This window comes from Qipengyuania oceanensis (assembly GCF_009827535.1).
GTDB lineage: Bacteria > Pseudomonadota > Alphaproteobacteria > Sphingomonadales > Sphingomonadaceae > Qipengyuania_C > Qipengyuania_C oceanensis.
The window spans coordinates 473,791-500,669 of record NZ_WTYN01000001.1 but is presented as its reverse complement, the minus strand read 5'-3'; the positions used below and the strand labels follow the sequence as shown (position 1 = coordinate 500,669).

Below are 26,879 nucleotides of genomic sequence, written 5' to 3'. Positions count from 1 at the left end.
CACGGCATTCAGTTCGTCGCTCACACACCACGCTTCGTCGCACGACAGATGGAGCGGATCATGGCTAGCGAACGAACACCCGGCATTAAACTTCTCTTCGTCGCGCTGATCGGCGCAGCGCTCGTGATCCCGCTGCTGATGGTCTACGGCCTGGTTTCCGATCGCCAACACCAGTCCCGCATAGCGCAGCAGTCGATCACGGCGGGCTGGGGCGGCGACCAGGTTCTTTCCGGACCAGTCCTCGTGATCCCCTACGAGGTCGAGCGCGTACAGACGGAATTGGTCAATGGCCGCAACACCACGCGCTCGATCAAGGTTCGCGAAGAGCTGTTCCTGTCGCCCGAACAGCAGAAACTGAGCACCGACCTCGAACCGGAAAAGCGCACCAGGTCGATCTACGAGACGGTGACATACCTTGCCACCAACACCGGCTCGGCGCGCTTCGCGCTGCCTGCCGACCTCGAACGCTCCGGCGTCAGCCGTGAGCGTCTGCTGCTTGGCGAGGCGGAACTGCGTTTCGGCGCATCCGATCCGCGTGGATTGCAGAGCGATGCGAAGGCGACCGTCGGCGGCAAGGCCGTGGCTCTCAAACCAGGTAATGGGGTCGCCGCGTCGGGCGGTTCGGGTTTTCACGGCTTCGTCGACTGGGCGGCCGATGCACCTCTCGATGTGGCCTATTCCTACAGCCTTCGCGGGAGCCGTTCGGTCAGCCTTGTCCCGCGCGGCGGGGTCACCGAATGGACAGTGAAGTCGCCGTGGCCGCACCCCGGTTTCGGCGGCAGCTTCCTGCCAGAGCGCAAGGACATAGGCACTGAAGGGTTCGAGGCGACGTGGTCGGTCGCGAACCTGGCACTCGGCCAGTCGCTGGTGATGAAGGCCGATCCGGGTCCGCCAATCCTTATGGACGAGATGATCGAGCTTGCGCCGCCTGCGCCGGTGGAGCGGGCCGCAGCGCCGTCCGGACCCAGCATGGCGGCGAGCATCGCGCTGGTCGAGCCGGTCGATCTCTACAGTCGGGTCGATCGCGCCGTGAAATACGGCTTTCTGTTTATCGGCTTCACGTTCCTCGCCTTCTTCATGTTCGATATCGTCGGCGGGGCGAGGGTGGCTGCGGCCGAATACTTGCTGACCGGCGCCGGGCTCGTACTGTTCTTCGTGCTGCTGCTGGCCTTTGCCGAGGTCATCGGCTTCATGCTGGCCTATCTCGTGGCGAGCGCCGCGATCATCGGCTTGCTGACAGCATACAGTGCCGCGGTACTAGGCAGCTGGTTGCGGGCGAGGGTGATCGGCGCTCTGCTCGTTGGGCTTTACGCGCTGCTCTACGTGCTGCTGAACCTCGAAGCATGGTCGCTGCTGATCGGCGCGGTGCTGCTGTTCTTCGCGCTGGCCGGCACGATGTACGCAACGCGGCGCATCGACTGGTCGAGCGTGGGCCGCCGGGCAGAGAGTGAGGAGCAGGCGCTCACCTGATTAGGGCGGACGCCGATACGCAGAGGGCCGGCTCCCGACATGGGAACCGGCCCTTCTCATCTGCTAGTAAGCGAGCTTACCGACGCAGGTCGGCAAAAGTATCGCACTGATCGGAATCGCCAGTTTCGAGACCGCGCCTGAGCCATGCCGAACGCTGCGCGCTGGTGCCGTGGGTGAAGTTCTCCGACGATACGCGTCCGCCGGTCAGCTTGTCGTCACCGATCGCGGCCGCGGCGGTCATGCCTTCCTCGAAGTCGCCCGGTTCTATCAGGTTGCGGTTCTTGCCCGCCCAGACGCCGGCATAGCAGTCCGCCTGGAGCTCCATGCGGACCTGCAACTGGTTGGCGCGGCGCTGGTCCTGCGATTGCGCGCTGCGGATCTGGTCGGCGAGGCCGGTCAGCTTCTGGATGTGGTGCCCGTATTCATGCGCCATGACGTAATAGCGGGCGAAATCGCCGCCCGCGCCCAGCCGCTGCTCGAGCGTGTCGTAGAAACTGGTGTCGATGTAGATCGTCTCGTCCCCGGGGCAGTAGAACGGCCCCATCGCCGAACTGCCCGATCCGCAGGCGGTGCGAACGCCACGATCGTACAGGAACAGAGTGGGCTGCTTGAAACCGATCCCGGCTTGCTGGAATTCGGGCTGCCATGTCTCGTTGAGCGAGCTCAGCGCATTGCAGGCTTCGAGTGCGTAAGGCCCCTGGTTGCACACTTCCTGCGGGTTGTCGGAAGTCGCACCCTGCTGCGCGCCTGAGTTCTGAACGCTCTCGACCACGCCGATCGTCTGCATGGGATCCGCGCCGAAGATGAAATAGGCGATCGCCGCGATCACCAGCGTGCCGCAGCCGATGCCACCGGCACCGCCGCCGGGGAAACCGCCACCGCCGCCGCCGCTACGGACGCTGACGTTGTTCGGATTGAACGGATTGAGCTTCATGAATTTCCCCCAATCTGCGTGCGCTGCGGCGCAATATCGCTGGACACATTTCGCGGATGCATCGAAACAGGCAGCCACGTCTCTCAATCCAGCAAACCCCTTGGAGAAACTTATGTTCCTTTCCGGCAAGCGCGCTCTCGTCACCGGCTCGACCTCGGGCATCGGTCTCGCGATCGCCCGGGCGCTGCGGGCCGAAGGGGCGGAAGTGATCCTGAACGGGTTCGGCGACTCGGACGAGATCGCGGCGCTGTGCGAGGAACTGGGCGCCAGCCATTCGGCCGCGAACCTGCTCGACGTAGGCGAGATCGAGGCGATGATGGCAGAGGCCGGCCCGCTCGACATTCTCGTCAACAATGCCGGGATGCAGCATGTCTCGCCGGTAGAGGATTTTCCGGTCGAGAAATGGGACCAGGTGATTGGCCTCAACCTGACGGCGACTTTTCACACGACCCGGCTCGCCGTGCCCGCGATGAAGGACAAGGGCTGGGGCCGGATCATCAATACTGCCAGCGCGCATTCGCTGACCGCTTCGCCGTTCAAAAGCGCCTACAACGCGTCGAAGCACGGGGTTGCCGGCTTCACCAAGACCATCGCGCTCGAACTTGCGCAGTCCGGCGTCACCGCCAATTGCATCAGCCCCGGCTATGTCTGGACGCCGCTGATCGAAGGGCAGATTCCTGACACGATGAAGGCCCGCGGCCTCTCGCGCGAGGAAGTGATCAACGATGTCCTGCTGGCCAAGCAACCGACCAAGAAGTTCGTCCAGCCGCACGAGGTCGGCGCGCTCGCCGTGTTCCTCTGCCGCGAGGAAGCGGGCAACGTGACCGGTGCGAACTGGTCGATCGACGGTGGATGGACGGCGGAGTAGGACATTCGGAAGCGGCTGCGCCGTTAGATGTGCAGGTCAAATGCGCAATGGCTCGCCGGGCGATAATCCTGTAATCGAGCTGCAACATTCACCTGACGGAGCCGAATGATGGAGCAGCAGGCTCAGCAACCCATCGAGCGCATCCAGGAAAACCTTCTGGCCCGGAGCGAGCGGAGACTGCTCAACTGGATCTGTGCGCGAATGCCCGCGTGGGTGACGCCTGACATGCTCACGTTTATCGGAATGGTTGGGGCTTTCCTGGTTTTTGCCGGCTACGTGGCGAGCAACCTGGGTGATAGGTGGCTGTGGGTGGCCATCGCCGGATACATCGTCCAGTGGTTCGGCGATTCCACCGACGGCAGTCTTGCCCGGTTCCGCAAGATCGAGCGGCCGCGCTACGGCTACTTCCTCGACCATAGCTGCGACGGGCTTGCGACGACGCTGGTGGTGGTGGGCATCGGGCTGACGCCCTACGTTACACTGGAGGTCGCGCTCGTCGGTCTCGCAGGCTACCTTCTGCTGTCAATCCACGCGTTTCTCTCGGTCCGCGTGTTGGGAGAGCTAAAGCTTTCGTATCTCAATGCGGGTCCTACCGAGCTTCGTTTCCTGCTCATTACGCTGACATTGGCGATGGTATATTTCGGCACGGGGCCGGGCCTTTTCGGCAGAGTAAACGGCTTCGACGTGTTCGTCGCATTTGTCGGCGCGGTTCTGATCGCTTTGTTTGTTCTCCAGACCTGGGTAACAGCGCGCCGCTTGGCGCGTGAGGAGCCATCGCGGAACACCGAATGGAGAGCGAGACGCTAGCCTGCCGAGAGGCTGACGCGTTCTCCGGGCAGCTTCAGGCAGCCCCGCGGCGCTGCTTCAGGATCGCTTCGGTGCGCTTGAAATCGCCCGGGTTGTCGACGTCGATCGGTGCGTCGGCAAACGGCATGACGACGGGCTGGACATCGATTTCCCAGCGTTTCGACAGATAGTCCGCCATGCCCTGCAGGCTGGCGAGCCTGAACTTGTACATCAGCATAAAACGCGCGCCGAATGCCTTCAGGATCCGGCTCGGCCGCTTGCCGAACTGGCCACCGGTTTCGAACACCCTTGCTGCTTTCAGGGCGCGCTCGGTCTTCGCCGCGTAGAGGTTGCAACTCGACCAGCCGCCGTCCTTCAGCTCGTGGAACGCGCGCTTGCCGTCGGGGTAGGCGGCGAGGATCGTTTCCGCAGGCGTCATGCCCACCGCGGCATCCATCGAGCCGTCGAGCACCGCCTTGGCGAAATAATCGACCATCGCGGGCGTGTGGAGAGCGTTGTCGCCGGCCGAAACCATTAGCGGCAGCGGGTCGGGAATGGCCCGGGCACCCGCCATGACGCTGTTGAAGAGATTGTCGGACGAAGGAAGGAAGTGCAGCCGGCCTTCGTCCATCATGTGCGCGAGGAGAGGGACCTTGCGGATGATGTCCTCGCTCTCGATCGAGACGTAGATCCGGCCGGTGTGCTCGCTCTCGGCGATCTGGCGCACGACCCGCTGGAGCATGACTTCGCCGTCGATCTCGACGAGGCACTTGTGGCTGACCCCCTGCAATGCTGCCACGGCGTCGTCAGGCCCGGCGCGACTGGCGGCGAGCACCAGCACAGTCACTTTGTTTTCAGCGCCTTGCGCGGCCATCGGCCTGCCCTCCTATGCCTTGCATCGCTGCGGTCAGGTGACGCACGGGCATGTCCGCGTCAAGATCGGCGAGCGCGCCGAGCAATGCCTCGGCGTTATCGAAACCGGGTGCGGCGGCGATGCAACCCTCCAGCTTGGCCCAGAGCTGTCCGTCGGTAAGCGGCGCGGCCTTGCTGCCCGCCGGCATGGCGACGCTGGTCGAATGGACCGAGCCCTCCTGCATCGTGATATGGACTTCGGTCGGAAACTCGCTCTCGAGCCTCTCGACGTATTCCTTGCGGATTTTGGGCATCTCGGCGCGCACCTCCGGCCGACCTATCGCTTCGGGCTCGTAATCGGCGAGCGTGCTGTTGCCCGTAACCAGCGCGGCGGCACCGCTGTATTCCAGACTGAACTTGGCCTGCGCCGGGGTCTGCGGATCCTCGTACATGAGATTGCGCAGGTGCGCGGCGGGCGCGCGGACCAGCACGTGATCGACCGCTTCTGCCGTGATCTCGTGCGCGTCGCGCAATTCCAGAATGCCGTCGAGTGCGCGGTGCAGGCTCCCGCAATTGGGGTAGCGTTTGACCTTGAGGCCATGCTCGAGAACATGGAGCGGCTCGCCCACGTCCGTGGTGCGGAAGCGCATCGTCTGTCCGTGCTCGACCTTGCCCGCCATCGCTGCGGCAAGCTCTTCCACGTCGGGTCCGACCATCAGCGTGCGCAGGCCCGTTGGCCCATTTAGCGTGTCGCTGCCTGCCGTCATCCCTGCGCGGGCGAACAGCGCCGACTCGACCCCGCCGCGCGCGGCTAGCCCTGCGTGGAGCGGTTTCACATCCGATCCGAACTGGCTCATGAAGCCCCCCGCAAGGCTCGTCGAGATCGAGATAGCGGTCGCCGCCTGCTGCGCATCCAGCTCCAGGAGGCGCGCGCAGCCCGCTGCCGCGCCGATCACCCCGAGCGTCCCGGTGGCGTGCCAGCCGCGACTGCGGTGGAACGGGTTCACCGCCTGGCCGACCAGGCCCATCACTTGAAGGCCGCAGATATAGCCGTCGAGCAGCGCGCCGACGCTGTCATTATTGAGGTCCGCGACGGCGAGGAGGGCAGGGACCAGCACCGCGCTCGCATGGGCCTTTGCAGGATCGAAATTGTCGTCGAAATCCAGCGCGTGTGCCGCCGTGCCGTTGAAAAGCGCGGCGTCGGCAGGCGAAAGCTCCTTGCTGCGCGCGACCGCCCGGCACGGCCCACTGCCGAATTCGGCGAGCACCGGCCAGAGTTTCGCCGGGGCACTGTCCGCCGCTCCGGGGACCATCACGGCGAGCGTATCGATCAGCGCGCGCCGCGCGACATGCAACGCCTCTTCCGGCCATTCGCGCGGAGCATCGGCAAGCCAGCGCCCGTAGGCGACGTGTGGGGAGACGGGATCGTCAGACATGGCTCGCTTGTCGAACCGCTCGACACGGATGGCAACCCTTTCGCATGCGATCTCGACAGCGTGCACAAATACCGCCGTGCTGCACTAGCGAATGACGCAATCCGCGTTTACATGGGCCGCCACGAATCGTCCCGCACCAGCAGCAAAGTGGCACTCCATGGAAATCCCCGTCGGCCTCACCTTCGATGACGTTCTCCTCCGTCCGGCGGAAAGCGACATCCTGCCCTCGATGGCCGATACGTCGACCCGGCTGACGCGCGAGATCGGGCTCAACATCCCGGTGATCTCGGCGGCGATGGACACCGTGACCGAGGCCGACATGGCGATCGTGATGGCGCAGCTCGGCGGTATCGGCGTGCTGCACCGCAATCTCGAAGTGGACGAACAGGTCGCGGCGGTGCGCGCGGTCAAGCGCTTCGAAAGCGGCATGGTCGTCAATCCCATCACCATCTCGCCGGACGCGACGCTGGGCGAGGCGCAGGCGATGATGACGCAGAACCGCATCAGCGGCATTCCGGTAACTGACCGTGGCGGCAAGCTGTGCGGCATCCTGACCAATCGCGACGTGAGGTTCGCAGAAAACCCCAACCAGCCGGTCCGCGAGTTGATGACGACCGACAATCTCGCCACCGTGCCGCTCGGCACCGGGCAGGAAGAGGCGCGGCGGATGCTTCACCAGCGCCGGATCGAGAAACTGCTGGTCGTCGACGACGAAGGCAAGTGCGTCGGCCTGATCACGGTCAAGGACATCGAGAAGGCGGTCAACTATCCCGATGCCACCAAGGACGGGACCGGCCGGCTGCGCGTGGCGGCCGCAACCACGGTCGGCGACAAGGGTTTCGCCCGCACCGAGGCGCTGATCGATGCCGAATGCGACGTCGTCATCATCGACACCGCGCACGGCCACAACAAGGACGTTGCGCGCGCGGTCGAGCGGGCGAAGATGCTCTCGAACTCGGTGCAGATCATCGCCGGCAACGTCGCGACCGCAGAGGCGACCCGCGCATTGATCGATGCGGGTGCCGACGCGGTGAAGATCGGCATCGGACCCGGCTCCATCTGCACGACCCGCGTGGTCGCGGGCGTCGGCGTGCCCCAGCTGACCGCGATCCTCGAAAGCGCGGCGGAAGCGGCCAAGTCCAATGTTCCGGTAATCGCCGATGGCGGACTGCGCACGAGCGGCGATGCAGCTAAGGCGCTGGCTGCCGGGGCATCGACCGTGATGATCGGCTCGATGCTGGCCGGGACCGCCGAGGCTCCGGGTGAGACCTTCCTCTACCAGGGTCGCAGCTACAAGAGCTACCGCGGCATGGGCAGCGTCGGCGCGATGGCGCGCGGCAGTGCCGACCGGTATTTCCAGGCAGACGTTTCGGCGATGAAGCTGGTGCCGGAAGGCATCGAGGGGCAGGTACCGTTCAAGGGTCCGGCGGCCGATGTCGTCCACCAGCTCGTCGGGGGGATCAAGGCCGCGATGGGCTACACGGGTTCTGCAACGATCGCCGAACTCAAGGAGCGCGCGCGGTTCGTGCGCATCACGGGGGCCGGTCTGACGGAAAGCCATGTCCATGATGTCGCGATCACGCGCGAGGCTCCGAACTATCCGACGCGGTAGGCCATGACACCGGCAGCCCGGGTCCAGGCCGCGATCGATATCGTCGACGAGGTGATCGAAGCGGCGCGCACCGAGGGCGCGCCCGCCGACCGGCTCGTTGCGGCCTATTTCAAGGCCCGTCGCTATGCAGGATCGAAGGATCGCAGGGCCGTTCGCGAACTCGTTTATTCCTCGATCCGCGCGTGCGGTCCCGTACCGGCGAGTGGCCGCGCGGCGATGTTGCGACTTGCGCAGCTGGACGAAGGTCTCGATCCATTGTTCGACGGTTCGGCGCACGGTCCCCAGCCGATCGGCGAGACGGAAGAAGCTGCAGCGGGCGGGCTCGCGCCCCAGTGGCTGGTCGACGCGCTCGAAGCTTCGGATGTTTCGGGACAGGACGCCGCGGCCCTGATGTCGCGCGCACCCCTCGACGTGCGGGTCAACGCTCTCAAGGCCGACCGCGCCACGATCGAACTCCCTGAAGCCGGCGAAATCCTGGCCGCGCCGCAGGGACTGCGGTTCGAATCCGGAACGCAGGTCGAGCAATGGGAGGCCTGGCGCGACGGGCTGGTCGAGGTTCAGGACCATGGCAGCCAGCTGGCCTGCATGGCGGCCGGCGCAATGCCCGGCGAGACAGTCGTCGACCTGTGCGCGGGCGCCGGGGGCAAGACGCTTTCGCTCGCGGCGATGATGGACAACAGCGGGACGCTGATCGCCTGCGATACCGACAAGCGCCGGCTCGGCAATTTGCAACCTCGCGCCGAGAAAGCGGGTGCAGGAATGATCGAGATTTGCCTGCTCGATCCCGGCAAGGAATTGGAGATGCTGGCAGATTGGCATGGCAAGGCCGACGCGGTGCTGGTCGATGCACCCTGCTCGGGCACCGGGACCTGGCGGCGCAAGCCGGAAGCAAAGTGGCGCCTCACGCCGGACCGGCTCGCCCGGTTCACCCAAGTCCAAGACCGTCTCCTGCGCATCGCTTCCGAGCTTGTGCGTCCCGGGGGCAGGCTGGTCTTCGTCACCTGTTCGCTACTCGATGCCGAGGGCAAGGACCGCGTCGCAACGTTACTGGCGGAAGACCAGGAATGGACTCGCGCGGGCCCCGATCTGCCGTTAGGCTGCGTTCATGGCGACGGTGTAAGATTGTCGCCGGCACTCGACGGAACCGACGGATTTTTCGTCGCTTGTCTGAAAAAGTCATGTTAACCTTGCTGCGATGGCGAGGGAAATTTCAACTCCATTCCGGGAGACCCTGATGCGTTACGCACCCGCCGCCGCTGCCCTGTCGCTGATGCTGGCTGTGAGCGCGAGCGTGGGGCTGAGCGCAGATCGCGCCCCGGATCCTCGAGCTGTCGCCTTGCTTGCCGAAGGGGACAAGGCGCTGGCCGCAGATGATGCGCAGGGCGCGATCGATTCCTACGAAGCCGCCCTCTCGATCGATCCCGGATACACGCCGGTGCTTCTCAAGCTCGCCGAAGCCGCCCGCGCCGAGGAACTGCAGGGCAAGGCGATCGGCTACTACCGGGAGGCCCTGGCTCGCGACCCCAAGAATTTCGCCGCGATTTCGGGCGAGGGCGAGGCCCTGGTCGAAAAGGGCGCGATCGAGAAGGCGCGCCGCAACCTTGCCAAGCTCAAATCGCTGTGCGGGGCGAATTGCACGGAGACGCGCAGTCTAGCCATCGCGCTGTCGCGCCAGCCACGCGAACGCGTCATGACTGCCGAAGCGGTCATGCCCGACACTCAGGTCGTATCGCAGAATTGAACGCGTTGGCCGAACTCAAACGAGTTCGCGGAATGCCTCCACTACCTGGCGGTAGACGCGTTTCTTGAACGGGATGATCAGGTCCGGAAGATCTTCCGCATCGACCCATTTGTAGTCGCAGAATTCCGCCGGATCGTGCGCATCGAGATCGATATCGGCTTCGGTGCCCTTGAAGCGCGCGAGATACCAAACCTGCTCCTGCCCGCGATACTTCCCGCCCCATAGTTTGCCGATCAATTCATCGGGCAAGTCGTAGCGGAGCGGTTCGTCCATCGCCTTGAGCACGGAGATATGCTCCGGCCTGGCGCCGGTTTCCTCGTGCAGTTCGCGCAGCATCGCACTGTCGAGGTCTTCGCCTTCGTCCACGCCGCCCTGCGGCATCTGCCACCAGTCGCCTTCCTTGGTATCGATCCGGCGCCCGACGAAGACCTTGCCTTCGGAGTTGACCAGCATCACGCCCACGCAGGGGCGGTAACCCAGTTCGTTCATCGATCCAGACGCTCCAGCATCAGCTTCATCGCGGCGAACACCGTCTCGAGATCGTCCTGCGTGCCGGGTACCGCCTGGCGCAGGTTGGTGAACGAGTGGGTGACGCCTTTCATTTCGAGGAAGATGTGGTCGATGCCGTGATGCGCAAGTGCTGCCCCGTATTCGCGGCCCGAATCGCGGATCGGGTCGAGGCTGGCGGTGACCAGAACGGTCGGCGGGCTGGCGGCAATGTCGCCGAGGATGGGCATGGCCCGCGGATCGTCCCGGACCGGCGCGTAATGGGTGTCGAAGAATATTATCGCGCGGCGCGTCAGGACATATCCGTCGGCGAAATCCTCGATGCTCTTGGAGCCGAAGGCATCGGCGGCGAGCGGAAAGATCGGCACCTGCAGGACGACTGGCACCTCTGCGTCCTGTGCTGCGAGCAATTGCCCGACGACGATCGTGGCGTTGCCACCCGCACTGTCGCCGATGGTGACGATGCCGCTGGCGTTGCGGCCGAGCTCGTCCGGATTGCTCGCAATCCAGCGCGTCGCTGCCTCGCAATCCTCGATCGCGGCAGGGAAGGGATGCTCCGGCGCGAGACGATAGTCGACCGCGACGACGGGCAGATCCATCTGGGCCGCGATTTCGGTGCACAGATTGTGGTGCGTATCGAGGTCTCCGATGACGAAGCCGCCCCCGTGATAGAAGACGATGACGGGACCGGCCTCGCGCGTGTCGCGCGCATCGTACAGGCGAAGGGGTATCTCGCCCGCCGGGCCCGGACAGGTCAGGTCGCGGACGACCGGCAGCTCCCGCGCCGGTCGATCGGCGAGATCGTGCATCGCCTGGTAGGCCGCCCGGGCCTCTTCAAGCGAAACCTCGTCGATCGCCGGACCGCCCGCCTGGGCCAGCATCGCCAGGAAAGCCTTCACATCGTCGCGGACATAGGGGGTGGTATCGGTCATGCGCTCTCCTCGCGGTGCCCGTTTGCGGGCTAGCCTTTTCGACAGGTTAGGCTGGCTGCACGGGCTTTTCCACTCGACATTTTGTCGCCATGGGAGAAAATGTTGATTGCGGGAGAGGGGGGCGCTTCATAGGTGCCCATTCCCGAAACTGAAACGTCCCCAGAGGACTGGCGCACGTCGAGGCGCACGAAAAGGATTGCACATGGCGACCACTGCCGCCGAACGGCCCGACGGCCCCGACAAATCGGGCAACCCAGAGGCGGTCGTCGTCCGCTTCGCCGGAGATTCCGGTGACGGCATGCAGTTGACCGGCGGCCAGTTCACGCTGTCGACCGCGCTTGCGGGCAACGATCTTGCAACCTTCCCAGATTTCCCCGCCGAAATCCGCGCGCCGCAGGGCACGTTGTTCGGTGTGTCGGCCTTCCAGATCAACTTCGGCAGTCGCGAGATCAACACGGCGGGCGATGCGCCGGACGTGCTCGTCGCGATGAACCCTGCGGCGCTGAAGACCAATCTTGCGGCGCTCAAGCCGGGCGGCCTGATCATCGCCGACACCGGCGAGTTTTCGAAGCGCAATCTCGACAAGGCGAAATACGACACCAACCCGCTCGAGGATGGCAGCCTCGACAAGTGGCAGCTGCTCGCTTTCGACATCAGCGAGAAGACGATCGAGGCGGTCAAGCCCTTCGGCCTCGGCAACAAGGATGCGCTGCGGTCCAAGAACATGTGGACGCTGGGGCTGGCGCTGTGGATGTTCGACCGCCCGCGCGATCCGATCCACCAGTGGCTGCGCGACAAGTTCAAGTCCAAGCCCGACATCGCCGACGCCAATATCGCTGCGCTCGATGCCGGTCATGCCTATGGCGAGACCGCCGAGCTGGCCGGCCCCTTGCGGCAGGTGCATGTCGATCCGGTTCCCTCGGAACCCGGCCTCTATCGCACGATCACCGGCGCGGAAGCCGTGAGCCTTGGCCTGGTCGCGGGAGCCCAGCTGGCCGAGTTGCCGATGTTCTTCGGCGGGTATCCGATCACTCCGGCAAGCGCGATCCTGCATCACCTTGCCCGGCTGAAGGAATACGGGATCACCACCTTCCAGGCGGAAGACGAGATCGCCGCGATCTGCGCCGCGATCGGCGCCAGCTATGCCGGCAGTCTGGGCGTCACGAGTTCCTCTGGCCCCGGCATCGCGCTCAAGGGCGAGGCGATGGGCCTTGCGATCATGACCGAGCTGCCGCTGGTGATCGTGAACTCGCAGCGCGGCGGCCCTTCGACCGGCCTGCCGACCAAGACCGAACAGAGCGACCTCTACCAGGCGGTTTACGGTCGCAACGGCGATGCACCGATGCCGGTTATCGCTGCCAGCAGCCCGGCAGACGCGTTCGAATGTGCGATCGAGGCCTGCCGTATCGCGGTCAAGTACATGACCCCGGTTATGCTGTTGACCGACGGTTATATCGCCAATGCCGCCGAGCCGTGGAAAGTCCCCGACCCGGCCACCTTCGAGCCGTTTCCGGCATCTTTCCTGACCGAGCCGCGGGGCGAGCAACTGCTTCCCTACAAGCGTGACGAGAACGGCGCCCGTCCGTGGATCAAGCCCGGTACGCCGAGAATGATGCATCGCATCGGCGGGATCGAGAAGCACCTGGAAACAGGCAACATCGATTATTCGCCGGACAATCACCAGGCCATGACCGATGCACGCAAGGCCAAGATCGACGGGATTGCGCGCGAGCTGGCACCTCAGGGTGTCACGCTGGGCGAAGAGGGCGGCAAGCTTGCCGTCGTCGGCTGGGGGTCGACCTTCGGCCCGATCCGCCGCGCGGTCGACAACTGCCGAGGCAAGGGCATGGACGTCAGTCATATCCAATTCCGTCACATCTGGCCGCTGCCGGCAAACACCGGCGAGCTGCTTCGCAAGTTCGACAAGATCCTCGTGCCCGAGATGAACACCGGCCAGTTCAAGACCGTACTGCGTGACCAGTTCCTCGTCGACGCGCAGCCGCTGACGAAGACCAGCGGACAGCCGTTCCAGATCGCCGAACTCGAAGCCGCTATCGCGAAATTCTTCGACGATATTGACGGCAATGAAGGCGGGCAGGTCGAGGTCAACGACCAGCAATTGCCCAGTCCAGGGCAGGACGAGGCATAGAGTGACCGACAGGCAGAAAAAATTCGTCCTTGGCCTGGTGATAGCGGCGCTGATCGCCGTGATCATCGCGGCCGGAATAACGATCGGAAAATCCTGATGAACGCACCGGCAAAGTTCGAAACCACGCTCAAGGACTGGGAAACCGACCAGGAGGTTCGCTGGTGTCCGGGTTGCGGCGACTATGCGATCCTCAAGGCCGTACAGCGCACGCTGCCGCAGCTTGGAGCAAACCCTGCCAACACCTGCTTCATCAGCGGTATCGGCTGCTCGAGCCGCTTCCCCTACTATATGGAAACCTACGGCTTCCACACGATCCACGGACGTGCGCCTGCCGTGGCAACGGGCGTCAAGCTCGCCAACCCGGATCTCGACATCTGGCTGGTGACCGGCGACGGCGACGGGCTCTCGATCGGCGGCAATCACCTGATGCATGTGTTGCGGCGTAACGTGAACATGCAGATCATGCTGTTCAACAACGAGATTTACGGGCTGACCAAGGGCCAGTTCTCGCCGACCAGCCGGGTCGGGACGCGCAGCCCGTCGACCCCGCTCGGTAGCTACGACCGCCCGGCCAATCCCGCTGCCTTCGCGCTCGGTGCCGGTGCGCGCTTCGTCGGTCGCGGTTTCGACGTCTCGAAGAACCTGCCGGACGTCCTGAAGGCCGCGCACGGCCACAAGGGCGCCGCCTTCATCGAGATCTTCCAGAACTGCATCGTCTACAACAAGGACGTGTTCGACGATTTCGCCGCGCCCAAGGGGGCGGGAGATCGCCAGCTGTGGCTCGAACATGGCAAGCCGATGCTCTTCGGCGACGAAAAGACCGGTTACGACAAGGGCATCGCGCTCGATCGTGACGGGCTGCACCTGAAGGTTGTCGAGGCAACCGAAGACAATTGGGAAGAGGCGGGCGTGCTGGTGCACGACGCCACAAATCGCGTCATCGCGCACATGCTCGTCGAAATGCCCTTCGGTCCGTTCCCGATGGCGCTCGGCGTGCTCTACGACGATCCGGCGCCGACCTTCGAGGATGGTGTCGCGGCAGAGCGCGAAAAAGCGACCAGCGGCAAGACTGCCAATCTCGCAAAGCTGCTGGGCACTGGCCAGACCTGGACCGTCGACGGGACCGCGCAGGATCCTATCTAGGCAATCGGCACGGGTCGGGCCTTACGGCCTGGCCTGCTCCGTATCCGAACTGGGTCGGGCCGGCTGTTCGATCTTGCGGCGGCGCTGCAGCGTCACCGCGACCAGGCCCATCAGGCTTGCCCATGCGCCGCCGACGAGCCAGCCGGCTGCGACATCGCTCGGCCAGTGGACCCCGAGATAGACGCGGCTGAATCCGATCACGCCTGTTGCGATCACTGCCAGCCCGACAATGAAATTGCGCGTGCGCGCATCCTCGTAACTGCGCGCGATCAAGACGGCGATCGTGAGGTAGACGATAGCACTGTTCATCGCGTGACCGCTCGGGAAGCTAGCCGAGTGGACCGGCACGAGATGGGGCACGATCTCGGGGCGGGCGCGCGAGAACTGCGACTTCAGAAGTCCGCTAAGCAGCGCGCCGCCGCCTACCGCTGCCGCGACCAGCAATGCCTGGTTCTGCCGCTTGCGCAGCAGCAGGAAGGCTATCGCGAGCACGGTGACCAGAGTCAGGATCGTCTCGCTACCCAGAGCCGTGAGATCGATCATCGCCGTCTTCAGAAAAGCCGGCCCAACGGGCACGGCCAAATTGTCCGAATGGCGCAAGGCCAGTTCGATCTTACTATCGTAGGCACCTGTCTCGCCTTCGATCATCTCCCCGGCCAGCGCCCCGAAGCCCCATAGCAGCAGGAGCGTGCCGATCGCTCCCAGCAGGAGGCGATATTCGCATGTGATTGCGGTGCGCAATTTCTGGAGCATGAGCGGTGGTTCCAACCTGTCTTGAAGAGCGTAACGCACGGATTGGCAAAGCGGGTGCACGGGCGCGCGAGTGATTGTCTGGCACGGCCATCGGTCAGGGGAAGGAGAGGAAAGCCCGGTTCGCAGGTGCAGAAATATTGGTGAACCAATCCGCCTTGCGCCCGTTATGGGTTCGCAGCCCGTGGTCACGGGCCAAGACCACCCAACGGAGACTTTCGTGAACACCCTGACGACCAAGACCATTCTGGCCTCGAGCCTGGCACTTGCGCTCACCGCATGCGGCGGAGAGCCGCAGCAGCCAGAGCCGACGCCGACTGCCACTCCTACCCCCGTTGCTGAATACGATCCGGCAAGCCGCGATTACACGCTTGCGCCCGAAGCGCAGGCTCTGCGCGACGAGGCCGACATGGCAGCATTCCGCGAGGAATACATGGGGTATCGCCAGGAGAACGAAACAGCCGCGACTGCCGATGGCGACGCTGCGGACGCCGCGACCCAGGCCGACACCGATCCGCGCGCTGGCCTCAGCTGGGCGGATCTCGATCGCAATGACGACGCCCATCTAACTCCGGGCGAATATGCCATCTGGGCCGCTACGGTCGAGCAGGGCAACGCCGAACTGACCGACGAGCAGGAAAAGCGTATCGTCGACAGCTTCTATTATTACGACCAGAATCGTGACGGCGAACTGTCGCAGCGCGAGTTCACCTCCGCGCGCAGGGGCGATGATCTCGGCTGACGCTAGCCAAATAATCGAGGGAAGGGCGCTGGAAGGATTCCGGCGCCCTTTTCTTTTGCCGACGAGCCACTAGTCCATCGGCCATGGACAATATCACTCATAGCCTGGTCGGCGCGCTGATCGGGCAGGCGGGCCTGAAGAAGAAGACCGGCCTCGCCATGCCAGCGCTGATCATCGGGGCCAACCTGCCCGACGTCGATGCGGCATGCTTCTTCTGGCTCAACGGAGTGGAACACCTGGCTTTCCGGCGCGGGATCACGCACGGCCCGCCCGCGCTCGTGCTGCTGCCACTGATACTGGCGGGGCTACTCTACGGCATCGACCGTTGGCAGGCGAGCCGCGGGAAACGACCCGAGAGCCGCCTTCCGGTCAGCTTCAAATGGCTGTTCCTGCTGAGCTTCATCGGCTGCCTTACGCACCCCGCACTCGACTGGCTGAACGTCTATGGAATCCGCCTGCTCGAGCCGTTCTCCTCTCGATGGTTCTACGGCGACGTGCTCTTCATCATCGACATCTGGCTGTGGGTGCTGATGGGCTTCGCGACGTGGTTCTCCCTGCGACGCGAGAGGAGAGCCGGGGAATGGAAGCAGCCCGCGCGCATCGCGCTGAGCGTGGCGCTGGCTTATATCGGGGTGAACGCCCTGATCACGGCCCGTGCAGAGGCCGCGGTGACCGACAGTCCGACCGGCGCGGAGGTGGTCATCGCCAGTCCGCCGCCGTTGTGGTCGTGGCAGCGCGAGATGATTTCCGGTGGAAATGGCCTCTACACGATCGGTGCGGACAAGACCTTGCCCGGCATTCCGCTCGACCGCTGCGATCTCGCGGCTGCCGGTGAAGCCGACGAACAGGTTCGCGCTTTCCTTTTCTGGTCTCGCACGCCGCTGATCGTTCCGCGCGAGGACGGCAGCTACTGGCTTGCCGATGCGCGCTATTACGACCCGCTGTCGCGTGACCGGTTCACGGTCAAAATCCCGGAACTGGAGTGCGAGGGGCTGGTCAGCGGCTAGACGGATCGAGCTTGCGGGCGGTCTCGCTGTCGGCCGCGCTTTTTGCAGCGCCATAGAACAGCGCCGCAGACAGGAAGGCCCAGCCGCTCCCCGCGAGCCAGCCCGCGACGACATCGCTCGGGAAGTGCACGCCCAGCATCACGCGGCTCCACGCCACCATGCCCGCCAAAGCCATAGCCGCGACGACCATGGTGTAGCGGACGGAGTGGCGATTGCTCAACGTAGCGAAGGCCAGCGCCATGCCGATCCACACTACTGCCGATGAAAAGCTGTGGCCGCTCGGAAAGCTTTCGCCACCCGCCGAAGTCAGGTGTGGGACGATCTGCGGGCGTTCGCGGCCAACCACCAGCTTGAGGCCGCTGTTGACCAGCCACCCCGCCATGACCGCCAAGGCATAGAGGACCGCTTCGCGCCGAAGCCTGAGGAACAGGAGCGCGACGACGGCGGCAAGCGCAAAAAGATTGCGCAGGAACACGCCGCCCAGTGCCGTCATGTCGCGCACGGCCTCGACCAGCTTCTCCGAACCCGCGGCATGGAAATCCGCGCCGGTGCGAAACAGCTTCAGGCCCCATTCGTCGAACGCGCCGGTACGACCGTTGAGCACCATCCAGGCGACCACGGCAAATCCGGCCCACAACAAGGCGGCGACGATCAAGACCTTGCGCCGGTCGATCGCGTAGCCGCGTGCCGGGATCCGGACAGTTTGCGCCGGCAGCGGCGGATCGTCCCGGTCGACGAGTTCGGAATTGGTGTTCATGTGTGCCGGAACCCTTCTCGGGGCAGTCCCGTTCCAAGGCCATGAGTTCTCCGCAAATCGTATGGCTGCGGCGCGACCTGCGCCTGGCCGATCAGCCCGCCCTCCATGCCGCCTCGCAGGCGGGCCCGGTAATTCCGGTCTTCGTCCTCGACGACGATCGAGCTGGCGACCACGCGTATGGCGGTGCGAGCCGGGTCTGGCTGCACCATTCGCTCGAGAGCCTCGGCAACTCGTTCGGCGGCAGACGCTCGCAAATCGTGCTGCGCAAGGGCGATGCGCCGCAGATCCTCGCTGCGCTGGCCGATGAATTCGGGGCAGGGGCGATCCATGCCAACCGCCATTACGAACCGTGGTGGAAAAAGGCCGAGGAAGAGCTTGCCGACGCCCTTCCGGAAGATTGCACACTGGTGCTTCACGATGGCAATTACCTCATGCCTCCCGGCAGTGTGACCACCGGTTCGGGCGATCCCTACAAGATCTACTCCCCTTTCGCGAAATCGATGCTCGATTGCCTGCCGCCACGCGACGAGCTTCCCGAGCCCGACATTATCCATTCCCCCGAAACCTGGCCCGGGAGCGATGATCTCGACGAGTGGAGCCTGCTTCCGACGAAGCCGGACTGGGCAGGGGGCATCCGCAATTTCTGGAAGTTCGGCGAGCAGGCCGCGCACAAGCGGCTCGACTGGTGGGCGGACGAAGTCGGCGATTACGACGAAGGCCGCAATCTCCCTTCGCAGGATACGACCAGCCGCCTGTCGCCGCATCTGCACTGGGGCGAGATCACGCCGGTGCAGGTCTATCACCGGCTGAAGGACAAGCGCTCTTCCGGCTGGCAAACCTTCCTCAAGGAGATCATCTGGCGTGACTACGCTCAGAATGTGATCTGCCAGTTTCCCGATTACGCGCGTGACAGTTACCGCGACTACGACGAGCGTACGCTGTGGCGGAACCCCAATTCCGGGCATCTGATCCAGGAGGAACTGGAATGCTGGCAAAAGGGGATGACGGGTTATCCGGTCGTCGACGCCGGGATGCGCCAGTTGTGGCAAACCGGCTGGATGCACAATCGCGTCCGGATGATCTGCGCCAGCTTTCTGGTGAAGCATCTCCTGATCGACTGGCGCCATGGCGAGCAATGGTACTGGGACTGCCTGGTCGATGCCGACTATGGGAACAACGGCGTCAACTGGCAGTGGATTTCCGGAACGGGCGTCGACAGCAACATGTTCAGCCGGATCATGGCACCGCTGAGCCAAAGCGAGAAGTTCGATGCAGCCGGTTACATTCGCGAATATGTACCCGAGCTCGCCGATGTCGACGACGACTGCATCCATGACCCGCCCGACGATAGGCGGGGCGATTATCCCGCCAAGATCATCGGCCACAAGGAGGCGCGGGAGCGCGCTTTGCAGGCATATCGGGACAGCAAGAACGGCTGACTTGCGTTTCGCCGCCGCTGGGGCTTAGGGGCAGCCGGATGGATGCGATCACGACCAGGCGCGGAAGGGAGCTCGTTGCTGGCGGCAATCGCTTTGCGCGCAAGCCCGGCCTCATTGCCCGGATGATCGCTCCCGGCTTCGGCAAGATTCTCGACAAGATAGACGATGCCCTGATCTCCGGCACGATCCACGGGCGATTGCCCGACGGCACCTTGCGCACGCTGGGCGGCCGCGCGCCGGGATTTGAATGCGTGGTTGAACTGCGGAGCTGGAATGCGCTCGTCCGGCTCGCGAGCAATGGTTCGGTCGGCTGGTACCAGGCGTGGGCGAGCGGCGAATGGTGGAGCCCGGATCCCGTTCCCCTGTTTGCCCTGTTCATGCAGCACGCCGAGAGGCTCGGCGACACCGCGCGGGCTAAGGGCCCGTTCCGGCACGCGCTCAAGCTGGCCCACCTCGTCAACCGCAACACGCACGCCGGCGCAAAGAAGAACATCGCGGCGCACTACGATCTCGGCAATGATTTCTACGAGGCGTGGCTCGATCCGACGATGACCTATTCGAGCGCGATGTTCGGTGACGCAACCGACCTCGAGGCCGCGCAGAAGGCGAAATGGGCTTTGCTCGCCGCACGGCTCGGCGATCCGGCCAGCGTGCTCGAAATCGGCTGCGGCTGGGGCGGGCTGTCGGGGTTTCTCCTCGAGCGCGGGGCCCAGGTCACCGGAATCAGCCTCTCCGACGAACAGCTCGCCTGGGCGCGGGCGCACCATTCCGGCGTCGATTTCCGGCATCTGGATTATCGCGCGGTCGACGGGTCATTCGACGCCATCGCGAGCGTCGAGATGGTCGAGGCGCTCGGCCGGGAGTACTGGCCGACGTTCATGGACTGCATCGCCCGCAACCTCAATCCGGGAGGCCGCGCGGCCATCCAGTATATCTCCATGCGCGACGAGCTCTTCGACGACTATGCCGCCAGCGCGGATTTCATCCAGGCTTACATCTTTCCAGGCGGGTTGCTGATCCGCACCAGCGAGTTTCGCAGGCTTGCCGAAGAGCGCGGGCTTGCATGGCACGGCCAGCAGGATTTCGGCATCGATTATGCCGAGACGCTCCGCCTGTGGCGCGAGCGTTTCGACCTCGCTGTTGCGCAGGGCCGGTTGCCGGACGGTTTCGATGCGCCGTTCATCGACCTTTGGCGCTACTATCTGATGTATTGCGAAGGCGGGTTCCGCGGTGGCGGTATCGATGTACACCAGGTCACGCTGGTGAAAGAGGGAGAGACTTGATGCGAACATTCATGGCTTCGGCGGCAGCGCTTGCGCTCGCAGCCTGCGCAAGCAACGGTACCGCTCCGATGGCGACGGCTGCGAAGCCAACCGTGACGCAGGTCACTCCCGCCCAGGGGCCCAGCATGGCCGCAGCGGACTCGATCCTCTTCTGGGACGATGCGCGCCGTTCCGCGGCTTTCCGCGACATGGAACAGCGCTTCACCGGGCTGGAGGTGTCCGCCGCCAGCAATCCGCGCGCACTGGCACAGGGCCAACCGCTTTCGCCGAAAGCACAGGCCGCCATCCGCAGCCTGATGCGCGAGTCCAGCGCGGCTGGGGTCATGGTGCTGCAGGACGGGAAAGTCCGGTTCGAGGACTATGGTCTGGGCTTCGGGCCGCAAGAGCGCTGGACGAGCTTCTCGGTCGCGAAGAGCTTTACCTCGACATTGCTCGGCGCGGCGATCCGCGATGGCAAGATCGCCAGCATCGATACACCGGTCGTCTCGATCATTCCCGCGCTCGCCGGAAGCGCCTACGACGGCGTGAACGTCGGCCAGATCGCTACGATGACCTCGGGCGTCGCGTGGAACGAGGATTACACCGATCCCGACAGCGATGTGGCCAAGATGCTGGCCGTCGAGCCGGTCGCGGGCGAATCGCAAGTGATCACCTACGCCAAGACCCTGCGTCGGGAAGCGCCGGCGGGGGAGAAATGGGTCTACAAGACACTGGAGACCAACCTGCTCGGCCTGATCGTCGAGGAGGCGACCGGCATGCCTCTGGCCGAATACGCGGCAAGCAAGATCGTGGAGCCGGCGGGCTTTGCGGGCGGCATGTTCTGGATGCAGGATCTGACCGGCGGCAATATCGGCGGTTGCTGCCTGTCGTTGCGCCTGTCCGACTATGCGCGTTTCGGCCAGTTCGCGCTCGAAGGCGGGAAGGGCGTGGTGCCGGATGGATGGTTCACCAAGTCCGGGTCGCCGCTGGTGGAGTTCGGGCCGCAGGCGCCGGGCTTCGGATACGGATACCAGTGGTGGGCCTATCCGGACGGTGCTTACGGCGCGCAGGGAATTTTCGGGCAGTCGATCACGATCGTGCCGTCGGAACGGCTGGTCATCGCCGCCGTCAGCAACTGGCCGACGGCCACAAGCTCGAAGTATCGCCAGGCGACACGCGACCTGATCCCGGTAATTCTCGAGGATTGATTCCGGCTTAGCGGTAGGCACCCTGGCCTGAGTAGCGTGCGAGAATGTTCTCGTGCACGACCGGGTTCAGCAACTCTGAAAACGCACAACCGACCTGGCAATTGTCCCACCAGACGACCTGGGCCTGGAGGGATTCGAGCCCTGGCAAGGTAAGCCAGCAAAGCTGCCCATCGTGCATCCGGCTGATCGCCGATGCCGAAAAGCCGGAGATCGAGAGATCGTGAACGACGGTCTGGAACGCCCGTCCGCCCGAAGCGCGCAGCTGGCCCGGGATCGTCAGCTTCACGCGCGGAGCGCAGCGGTCTTCCTGCGCGGCGACTTCATAGCGGTACTGGGTCGATGATGTCACGGTGCGTTCCCCTGCGTGATTATCCCTATCGCATCGGTCAGGCTTTCGAAGCGCTGACGAGATACGACTACGCACGAATGACGCGAAATGGTGACCGCAACGTCACCGGACACGGTTAAGCGGGATTAACCACGCGCTCGCGATAGCGGGTCTCGAAGTCCTGCCGTAACAGCTGGAAAATGCGAGCCGCGACGACGTCGGGCGACTTCACGCTTTGCGGATCTTCGCCGGGATAGGCCTTTGCCCGCATTTCGGTGCGCGTCGCCCCGGGATCGAGGATCGCGACCCGCACTTTCGAGATGCGCTCGACTTCCTCGGCATAGCTGTCGAGCAGGTTTTCGAACGCCGCCTTGGTGGTCGCATAGGCAGACCAGTAGGGCCGGGGGCTCGTACCGATACTGCTCGTGAGCCCGATGACGCGCGCGGCATCGGCGCGCTTCAACATCGGATCGAAGGCGGCGAGAAGGGCCTGCGGAGCGATCAGGTTCGTCGTGATTGCCTGGCTGAACTGCTTGCCGTCGATCTGCGTAACCGGTGTGAGGTGTGGTAGATAAGCTGCTGACAGGACGAGGAAATCCAGTTTCTCCCAACGCCCGGCAATCGCATTGGCCAGCCGCGCGATGGCATCGGGCTCCGTCAGATCGAGCGGCGCGATCGTGGAATTTCCGCCCGCATCGTGGATCTCGTCTTCGACCGCTTCGAGCGCCTTGACGTCACGACCGGTCAGCACGACGTGCGCGCCCGCTGCGGCCAGGGCCTTGGCCGTGGCCGCGCCAATTCCCTTGCTCGCTCCCGCGACGAGCGCAAGCCGCCCTTCGAATGGCTTTTCGACGGACATCAGGCGACCTTGTGTACGGGGAATGATAGTTGAGCGTTGCCTTCGACCTGCTGGTTGAGATCGGTAAGCGACGTCGGATATTCGCCGGTAAAGCAGGCATCGCAGAATTGCGGGCACGAAGAGTTGCGCTTCTCGCTGCCGACCGCGCGATAAAGCCCGTCGATCGAGACGAAGGCGAGGCTGTCGGCCTTGATGAATTCCCGCATCGGCTCGACATCCATGCGCGCGGCAAGCAGTTTCGAACGCTCCGGCGTATCTACGCCATAATAGCAGCTGTGCGCGGTCGGCGGACTGGCGACACGGAAATGCACTTCGCGGGCACCGGCATCGCGCATCATCTGCACGATCTTCATGCTTGTCGTGCCGCGGACGATCGAATCGTCGATGAGAACGATGCGCTTTCCTTCGACCAGGCCGCGGTTCGCGTTGTGCTTGCGCCGCACGCCCGAATGACGCGCGCTGTCGGATGGCTGGATGAAAGTGCGGCCGACATAATGGGACCGGATGATGCCGAGCTCGAACGGAACGCCCGATTCCTGCGCATAACCGATGGCTGCCGGTACCCCGCTGTCGGGGACCGGTACGACCAGGTCGACATCCGCCGGGCTTTCCTTGGCCAGTTCCTGGCCGATCGCCTTGCGCGCCGAATAGACCGAGCGGCCGTCGAAGATCGAATCGGGGCGGCTGAAATAGACGTGTTCGAAAATGCAGGGGCGCGGGCGGTGCGTCCCGAAGGGCCGGAGCGACTGGATCTCTCCGTCGAAATCAACGCGGATGAGCTCACCGGGCTCGACCTGGCGGATGAAGTCGGCGCCGCACACGTCGAAAGCGACGCTCTCGCTGGCGAACACCGTGGCATCGCCGATGCGGCCCATCACGAGCGGGCGGATCCCCAACGGGTCGCGGCAGGCGATCATGCCTTCCGGCGTCATCACGACGAGCGAATAGGCACCTTCGACCATGCGCAGCGCGTCGACGAAGCGATCGATCATTGTCGGATAGCGGCTCGTCGCGACGAGGTGGATGATGACCTCCGTGTCGGAAGTCGACTGGAAGATCGCACCGCGACCGACAAGTTCCTCGCGCAGGGTGGCCGCGTTCGAGATATTGCCGTTGTGCGCGACGGCAAAACCGCCGGATGCAAGGTCTGCATAAAGCGGCTGCACGTTTCGGAGGCCGGAGCCGCCTGTCGTCGAATAGCGGACATGGCCCGCGGCCATGAAGCCCGGAAGTTCGGCGATCGCTTCGCTGGACGAGAAGTTTTCCGCCACGTGGCCGATGCCGCGCCGGGAAAAGAATTCCGCACCGTCGAAACTGGTGATGCCGGCCGCTTCCTGCCCGCGATGCTGGAGCGCGTGGAGGCCCAGCGCGGTCAGCGCCGCGGCGTCGGGCGCATTGATTGCGCCGAACACACCGCATTCCTCGCGCAGCTTGTCGCCGTCGACGTCTAGAAACGGATGCGTGAGGTTCATGGCTGGGCCGGCCCGATGCTGCGCTGATTGGCCCGGTCAATGGCGATGTTGCAGGTCGATTACAAGGGCCGAGCGGCAGGCTGCGCCCGCTTTTCGCGTTGCGCGCACTGCGCGCTCTCCGTAAGGCGACGCCACGCATCAATCATGCAGAGCAAGTCTTGATACTTTCCCCGTTCGAATGGACGATTGCAAAACGTTACCTGCTTCCGGGCAGGGGCGAGGCCTTCATCGCGCTCGTTGCGGGCATTTCGGTGGGCGTCGTCATGCTCTCGGTTGCGATGCTGGTCATCGTCATGAGTGTCATGAACGGCTTCCGGGCCGAACTGCTCGACAAGATCGTAGGTCTGAACGGCCACGCCATCGTCCAGGCGTACGGCGGCCGGCTCGACGACTGGGAAAATGTCCTCAACGAGATCCGCGAGACGCCCGATGTCGTAAGCGCATCGCCGCTCATCGAGCAGCCCTTGCTCGCCAGTTTCAACGGCCGGGTCGAGGCAGTGCTCGTGCGCGGCAACGTCCAGCGCGACATCGACGATCTGAAGGACAAGGTCGTCTTCGGAAACCTGGGCGAACTGCAGGCCGGTGCGAGCAATGTCGCGATCGGCGCGAGGCTTGCCGAAAACATCGGCGCGCGTGTCGGTGACACGATCACGATCATCAATCCGCAAGGCCGCTCGACCCCGTTCGGTACGGTCCCGCGCCAGATCGGCTACCGCGTGGCCGCGATCTTCGAAGTGGGTATCTACGATTACGACCAGTCCTTCGTCGTCATGCCGATGGAAGATGCCCAGACGCTGCTGCTGATCGGCGACACGGTCGGCATGATCGAAGTCAAGGTGACCGATCCCGATAGGGTCGAGGAAATCCTCGCGCCGGTAGAGGCGCGCTTGTCGGGCAGGGCGGTAGTCTCCGACTGGAAGACGATCAACGCGACCCTGTTCGAGGCGCTCCAGGTGGAGCGGGTGGCGATGTTCTTCGCGCTCAGCTTCATGGTCGTGGTGGCCGCGTTCAACATCCTGTCCTCGCTGGTCATGCTGGTGCGCGCCAAAACGCGCGACATCGCCATCATGCGAACGATGGGGGCGACCCGGAAGAGCCTGCTCAAGATCTTCGTCACCACCGGCTTCACGGTTGGCGCGATCGGCACGTTCGCCGGCCTGATCCTGGGCTTCATTGTGCTCTATTTCCGGCAGGGCATCGTGCGTTTGATCGAGGTCGTCACGGGGCAGAACCTGTGGGATCCGTCGATCCGCTTCCTTTCCACCCTGCCTTCGCGAACCGATCCGCTCGAAGTCGTCGGGATCGCGGCGCTGGCGCTGGTGATGAGCTTCCTTGCGACGCTTTACCCGGCGTTCAAGGCGTCGAGCACCGATCCGGTACAGGTGCTTCGCTATGAATAGTCCTGTCGTACGCCTGCGTGGGCTGACCCGCAGTTTCGAGCAGGGCGGCGTCCGGATCGACGTGCTGCGCGGCGTGGATCTCGACATCAACCGGGGCGAGATCGTCGCGCTGCTCGGGCCGTCGGGCTCGGGTAAGTCGACCCTGCTCCAGGCCGTCGGTCTGCTCGAAGGCGGGTTTGGCGGTAATATCGCCATCTCGGGGACCGATGCGGAAACGCTCGATGCGTCCGGCCGCACGGAGCTTCGCCGCAATCACATGGGCTTTGTCTACCAGTTCCATCACCTGCTGCCCGATTTCAACGCGATCGAGAACGTGGTCCTACCCCAGCTGGTAGCAGGCCGCGCTCGCGCGACGGCCGAAGATCGGGCCGCTGAACTGCTGACTGCGCTCGGCCTCGCGCAGCGGCTCGACCACCGGCCGAGCCAGCTGTCGGGCGGCGAGCAGCAACGCGTCGCGGTAGCCCGGGCGCTTGCCAACCGGCCCGAACTGGTGCTGGCGGACGAGCCTACCGGCAATCTGGACGAGGCGACTTCGGACCGCGTCTTCGCGGAGTTTCTTTCGCTCGTTCGCGGGGAAGGAAGCGCCGCTCTCGTCGCAACGCATAACGAGCGTCTCGCTGCAAGGATGGACCGGGTGGTACGCTTGCACGAAGGGCGCTTGCAGCATCAAGGGAAGGCAGACGCATGACGACTATCGCCGATTTCACCGTGACTTCGAACCGGGGCGAGGAAGTCGATCTGTCGGACAAGCTCGGCAAGGTGCTGCTTGTGGTGAATACGGCCAGCAAATGCGGTTTCACACCTCAGTACGACGGGCTCGAGAAGCTCTACCAGGATTATGCCGACAAGGGCTTCGAAGTGCTCGGCTTCCCGTGCAACCAGTTCGGGGCGCAGGAACCGGGCAATGCCGACGAGATCGCCGAGTTCTGCAAGGTGAACTTCCGCGTTACCTTCCCGCTGATGGAGAAGGTCGACGTCAACGGCGACGATGCCAGCCCGCTGTTCGACTGGATGAAGGGCGAAGCGCCCGGCCTGATGGGCTCCAAGGCGATCAAGTGGAACTTCACCAAGTTCCTCGTCGATCGCGAGGGCAATGTGGTGAAGCGCTACGCCCCGCAGGATACGCCCGCACGGATCGCCAAGGACATCGAAAAGCTTCTCTGACGAAATATTCGCCCGCTGTGGAGAATTGACGGCAGCCAGAGGTGGAGAATCGCGCGCGAAC

General features: G+C 64.2%; 26 protein-coding genes. 16 read left to right on the top strand and 10 right to left on the bottom strand.

What is annotated here, in order from left to right:
- Window positions 1-60: 60 nt before the first annotated feature.
- Window positions 61-1,470, top strand: coding sequence for a cell envelope integrity protein CreD (gene creD, locus GRI48_RS02425; protein WP_160670910.1), 1,410 nt, complete (start codon window positions 61-63; stop codon window positions 1,468-1,470).
- A gap of 76 nt (window positions 1,471-1,546) precedes the next feature.
- Here the strand turns inward: creD and ypfJ are convergent, their stop codons facing one another.
- Entirely contained in the window at window positions 1,547-2,404 is an 858-nt protein-coding gene (gene ypfJ, locus GRI48_RS02420; RefSeq protein WP_160670907.1) for a KPN_02809 family neutral zinc metallopeptidase, read from the bottom strand.
- Between the two features lie 112 nt (window positions 2,405-2,516).
- Here ypfJ and GRI48_RS02415 point away from each other — a divergent pair, with 112 nt between their 5' ends.
- Entirely contained in the window at window positions 2,517-3,272 is a 756-nt protein-coding gene (locus GRI48_RS02415; protein ID WP_160670904.1) for a 3-hydroxybutyrate dehydrogenase, read from the top strand.
- A 108-nt stretch (window positions 3,273-3,380) separates the two neighbouring features.
- Window positions 3,381-4,079: a CDP-alcohol phosphatidyltransferase family protein gene (locus GRI48_RS02410; RefSeq protein ID WP_419956953.1), complete on the top strand. Its 699-nt coding sequence runs from the start codon at window positions 3,381-3,383 to the stop codon at window positions 4,077-4,079.
- 34 nt (window positions 4,080-4,113) lie between these two features.
- Here GRI48_RS02410 and GRI48_RS02405 read toward each other — a convergent pair whose 3' ends face one another.
- Together GRI48_RS02405 and GRI48_RS02400 are read right to left on the bottom strand one after the other, a co-directional pair.
- Window positions 4,114-4,932: an NTP transferase domain-containing protein gene (locus GRI48_RS02405; protein ID WP_160670898.1), complete on the bottom strand. Its 819-nt coding sequence runs from the start codon at window positions 4,930-4,932 to the stop codon at window positions 4,114-4,116.
- Window positions 4,913-6,346 carry an MmgE/PrpD family protein gene (locus GRI48_RS02400; protein WP_160670895.1) on the bottom strand — a complete coding sequence of 478 codons (1,434 nt, stop codon included), beginning with the start codon at window positions 6,344-6,346 and terminating at the stop codon, window positions 4,913-4,915. The genes GRI48_RS02405 and GRI48_RS02400 overlap by 20 nt, the downstream gene beginning before the upstream one ends.
- A gap of 157 nt (window positions 6,347-6,503) precedes the next feature.
- Between GRI48_RS02400 and guaB the strand changes: the two genes are divergently transcribed.
- From guaB to GRI48_RS02385, 3 genes are read left to right on the top strand one after another with little or no spacing between them, the layout of a single operon-like run.
- A complete protein-coding gene (gene guaB, locus GRI48_RS02395) occupies window positions 6,504-7,958 on the top strand; it encodes an IMP dehydrogenase (protein WP_160670892.1) in 1,455 nt (484 codons plus the stop codon).
- Between the two features lie 3 nt (window positions 7,959-7,961).
- The gene (locus GRI48_RS02390; protein WP_160670888.1) at window positions 7,962-9,143 is read left to right on the top strand and encodes an RsmB/NOP family class I SAM-dependent RNA methyltransferase; all 1,182 of its coding nucleotides are present in this window, start codon (window positions 7,962-7,964) and stop codon (window positions 9,141-9,143) included.
- 49 nt (window positions 9,144-9,192) lie between these two features.
- Complete coding sequence (locus GRI48_RS02385) at window positions 9,193-9,699, top strand: hypothetical protein (RefSeq protein ID WP_202389172.1); 507 nt, start codon at window positions 9,193-9,195, stop codon at window positions 9,697-9,699.
- 15 nt (window positions 9,700-9,714) lie between these two features.
- Here GRI48_RS02385 and GRI48_RS02380 read toward each other — a convergent pair whose 3' ends face one another.
- Complete coding sequence (locus tag GRI48_RS02380) at window positions 9,715-10,188, bottom strand: RNA pyrophosphohydrolase (RefSeq protein WP_160670882.1); 474 nt, start codon at window positions 10,186-10,188, stop codon at window positions 9,715-9,717.
- Window positions 10,185-11,138, bottom strand: a complete 954-nt coding sequence (locus GRI48_RS02375; protein WP_160670879.1) for an alpha/beta hydrolase — start codon at window positions 11,136-11,138, stop codon at window positions 10,185-10,187. The genes GRI48_RS02380 and GRI48_RS02375 overlap by 4 nt, the downstream gene beginning before the upstream one ends.
- Window positions 11,139-11,340: 202 nt before the next feature.
- Between GRI48_RS02375 and GRI48_RS02370 the strand changes: the two genes are divergently transcribed.
- Window positions 11,341-13,287 (top strand): 2-oxoacid:acceptor oxidoreductase subunit alpha, encoded by a 1,947-nt coding sequence (locus GRI48_RS02370; RefSeq protein ID WP_160670875.1) that lies wholly within the window; start codon window positions 11,341-11,343, stop codon window positions 13,285-13,287.
- 96 nt (window positions 13,288-13,383) lie between these two features.
- Window positions 13,384-14,430 (top strand): 2-oxoacid:ferredoxin oxidoreductase subunit beta, encoded by a 1,047-nt coding sequence (locus GRI48_RS02365; RefSeq protein WP_160670872.1) that lies wholly within the window; start codon window positions 13,384-13,386, stop codon window positions 14,428-14,430.
- 21 nt (window positions 14,431-14,451) lie between these two features.
- Here the strand turns inward: GRI48_RS02365 and GRI48_RS02360 are convergent, their stop codons facing one another.
- A complete protein-coding gene (locus GRI48_RS02360; protein ID WP_160670869.1) occupies window positions 14,452-15,183 on the bottom strand; it encodes a phosphatase PAP2 family protein in 732 nt (243 codons plus the stop codon).
- A gap of 217 nt (window positions 15,184-15,400) precedes the next feature.
- Between GRI48_RS02360 and GRI48_RS02355 the strand changes: the two genes are divergently transcribed.
- A complete protein-coding gene (locus tag GRI48_RS02355; RefSeq protein WP_160670866.1) occupies window positions 15,401-15,922 on the top strand; it encodes an EF-hand domain-containing protein in 522 nt (173 codons plus the stop codon).
- 83 nt (window positions 15,923-16,005) lie between these two features.
- A complete protein-coding gene (locus GRI48_RS02350) occupies window positions 16,006-16,929 on the top strand; it encodes a metal-dependent hydrolase (protein ID WP_160670863.1) in 924 nt (307 codons plus the stop codon).
- Here GRI48_RS02350 and GRI48_RS02345 read toward each other — a convergent pair.
- Window positions 16,919-17,686 (bottom strand): phosphatase PAP2 family protein, encoded by a 768-nt coding sequence (locus GRI48_RS02345; protein ID WP_160670860.1) that lies wholly within the window; start codon window positions 17,684-17,686, stop codon window positions 16,919-16,921. The genes GRI48_RS02350 and GRI48_RS02345 overlap by 11 nt on opposite strands.
- Before the next feature lie 41 nt (window positions 17,687-17,727).
- Between GRI48_RS02345 and GRI48_RS02340 the strand changes: the two genes are divergently transcribed.
- Genes GRI48_RS02340 through GRI48_RS02330 form a run of 3 tightly spaced genes read left to right on the top strand, consistent with a single transcriptional unit; the run spans window position 17,728 to window position 21,595 of the window.
- Window positions 17,728-19,125 carry a cryptochrome/photolyase family protein gene (locus tag GRI48_RS02340; protein WP_160670857.1) on the top strand — a complete coding sequence of 466 codons (1,398 nt, stop codon included), beginning with the start codon at window positions 17,728-17,730 and terminating at the stop codon, window positions 19,123-19,125.
- A 38-nt stretch (window positions 19,126-19,163) separates the two neighbouring features.
- Window positions 19,164-20,408, top strand: a complete 1,245-nt coding sequence (locus GRI48_RS02335; protein ID WP_160670854.1) for an SAM-dependent methyltransferase — start codon at window positions 19,164-19,166, stop codon at window positions 20,406-20,408.
- A complete protein-coding gene (locus GRI48_RS02330) occupies window positions 20,408-21,595 on the top strand; it encodes a serine hydrolase domain-containing protein (RefSeq protein WP_160670851.1) in 1,188 nt (395 codons plus the stop codon). The genes GRI48_RS02335 and GRI48_RS02330 overlap by 1 nt, the downstream gene beginning before the upstream one ends.
- 7 nt (window positions 21,596-21,602) lie before the next feature.
- Here GRI48_RS02330 and GRI48_RS02325 read toward each other — a convergent pair whose 3' ends face one another.
- The 3 genes from GRI48_RS02325 to purF form a co-directional block, all read right to left on the bottom strand.
- Window positions 21,603-21,944 carry a PilZ domain-containing protein gene (locus tag GRI48_RS02325; RefSeq protein WP_160670848.1) on the bottom strand — a complete coding sequence of 114 codons (342 nt, stop codon included), beginning with the start codon at window positions 21,942-21,944 and terminating at the stop codon, window positions 21,603-21,605.
- A gap of 115 nt (window positions 21,945-22,059) precedes the next feature.
- Complete coding sequence (locus tag GRI48_RS02320) at window positions 22,060-22,782, bottom strand: SDR family NAD(P)-dependent oxidoreductase (protein WP_160670845.1); 723 nt, start codon at window positions 22,780-22,782, stop codon at window positions 22,060-22,062.
- Window positions 22,782-24,254 carry an amidophosphoribosyltransferase gene (gene purF, locus GRI48_RS02315; RefSeq protein ID WP_160670842.1) on the bottom strand — a complete coding sequence of 491 codons (1,473 nt, stop codon included), beginning with the start codon at window positions 24,252-24,254 and terminating at the stop codon, window positions 22,782-22,784. The genes GRI48_RS02320 and purF overlap by 1 nt, the downstream gene beginning before the upstream one ends.
- Window positions 24,255-24,412: 158 nt before the next feature.
- Between purF and GRI48_RS02310 the strand changes: the two genes are divergently transcribed.
- The 3 genes from GRI48_RS02310 to GRI48_RS02300 are packed head-to-tail and all read left to right on the top strand — an operon-like array spanning window position 24,413 to window position 26,818.
- Window positions 24,413-25,654: a lipoprotein-releasing ABC transporter permease subunit gene (locus GRI48_RS02310; RefSeq protein WP_160670839.1), complete on the top strand. Its 1,242-nt coding sequence runs from the start codon at window positions 24,413-24,415 to the stop codon at window positions 25,652-25,654.
- A complete protein-coding gene (locus GRI48_RS02305; protein ID WP_160670836.1) occupies window positions 25,647-26,342 on the top strand; it encodes an ABC transporter ATP-binding protein in 696 nt (231 codons plus the stop codon). Before GRI48_RS02310 ends, GRI48_RS02305 begins: the two co-directional genes overlap by 8 nt.
- The gene (locus tag GRI48_RS02300) at window positions 26,339-26,818 is read left to right on the top strand and encodes a glutathione peroxidase (RefSeq protein WP_160670833.1); all 480 of its coding nucleotides are present in this window, start codon (window positions 26,339-26,341) and stop codon (window positions 26,816-26,818) included. The genes GRI48_RS02305 and GRI48_RS02300 overlap by 4 nt, the downstream gene beginning before the upstream one ends.
- The last annotated feature ends 61 nt before the right edge of the window (window positions 26,819-26,879 follow it).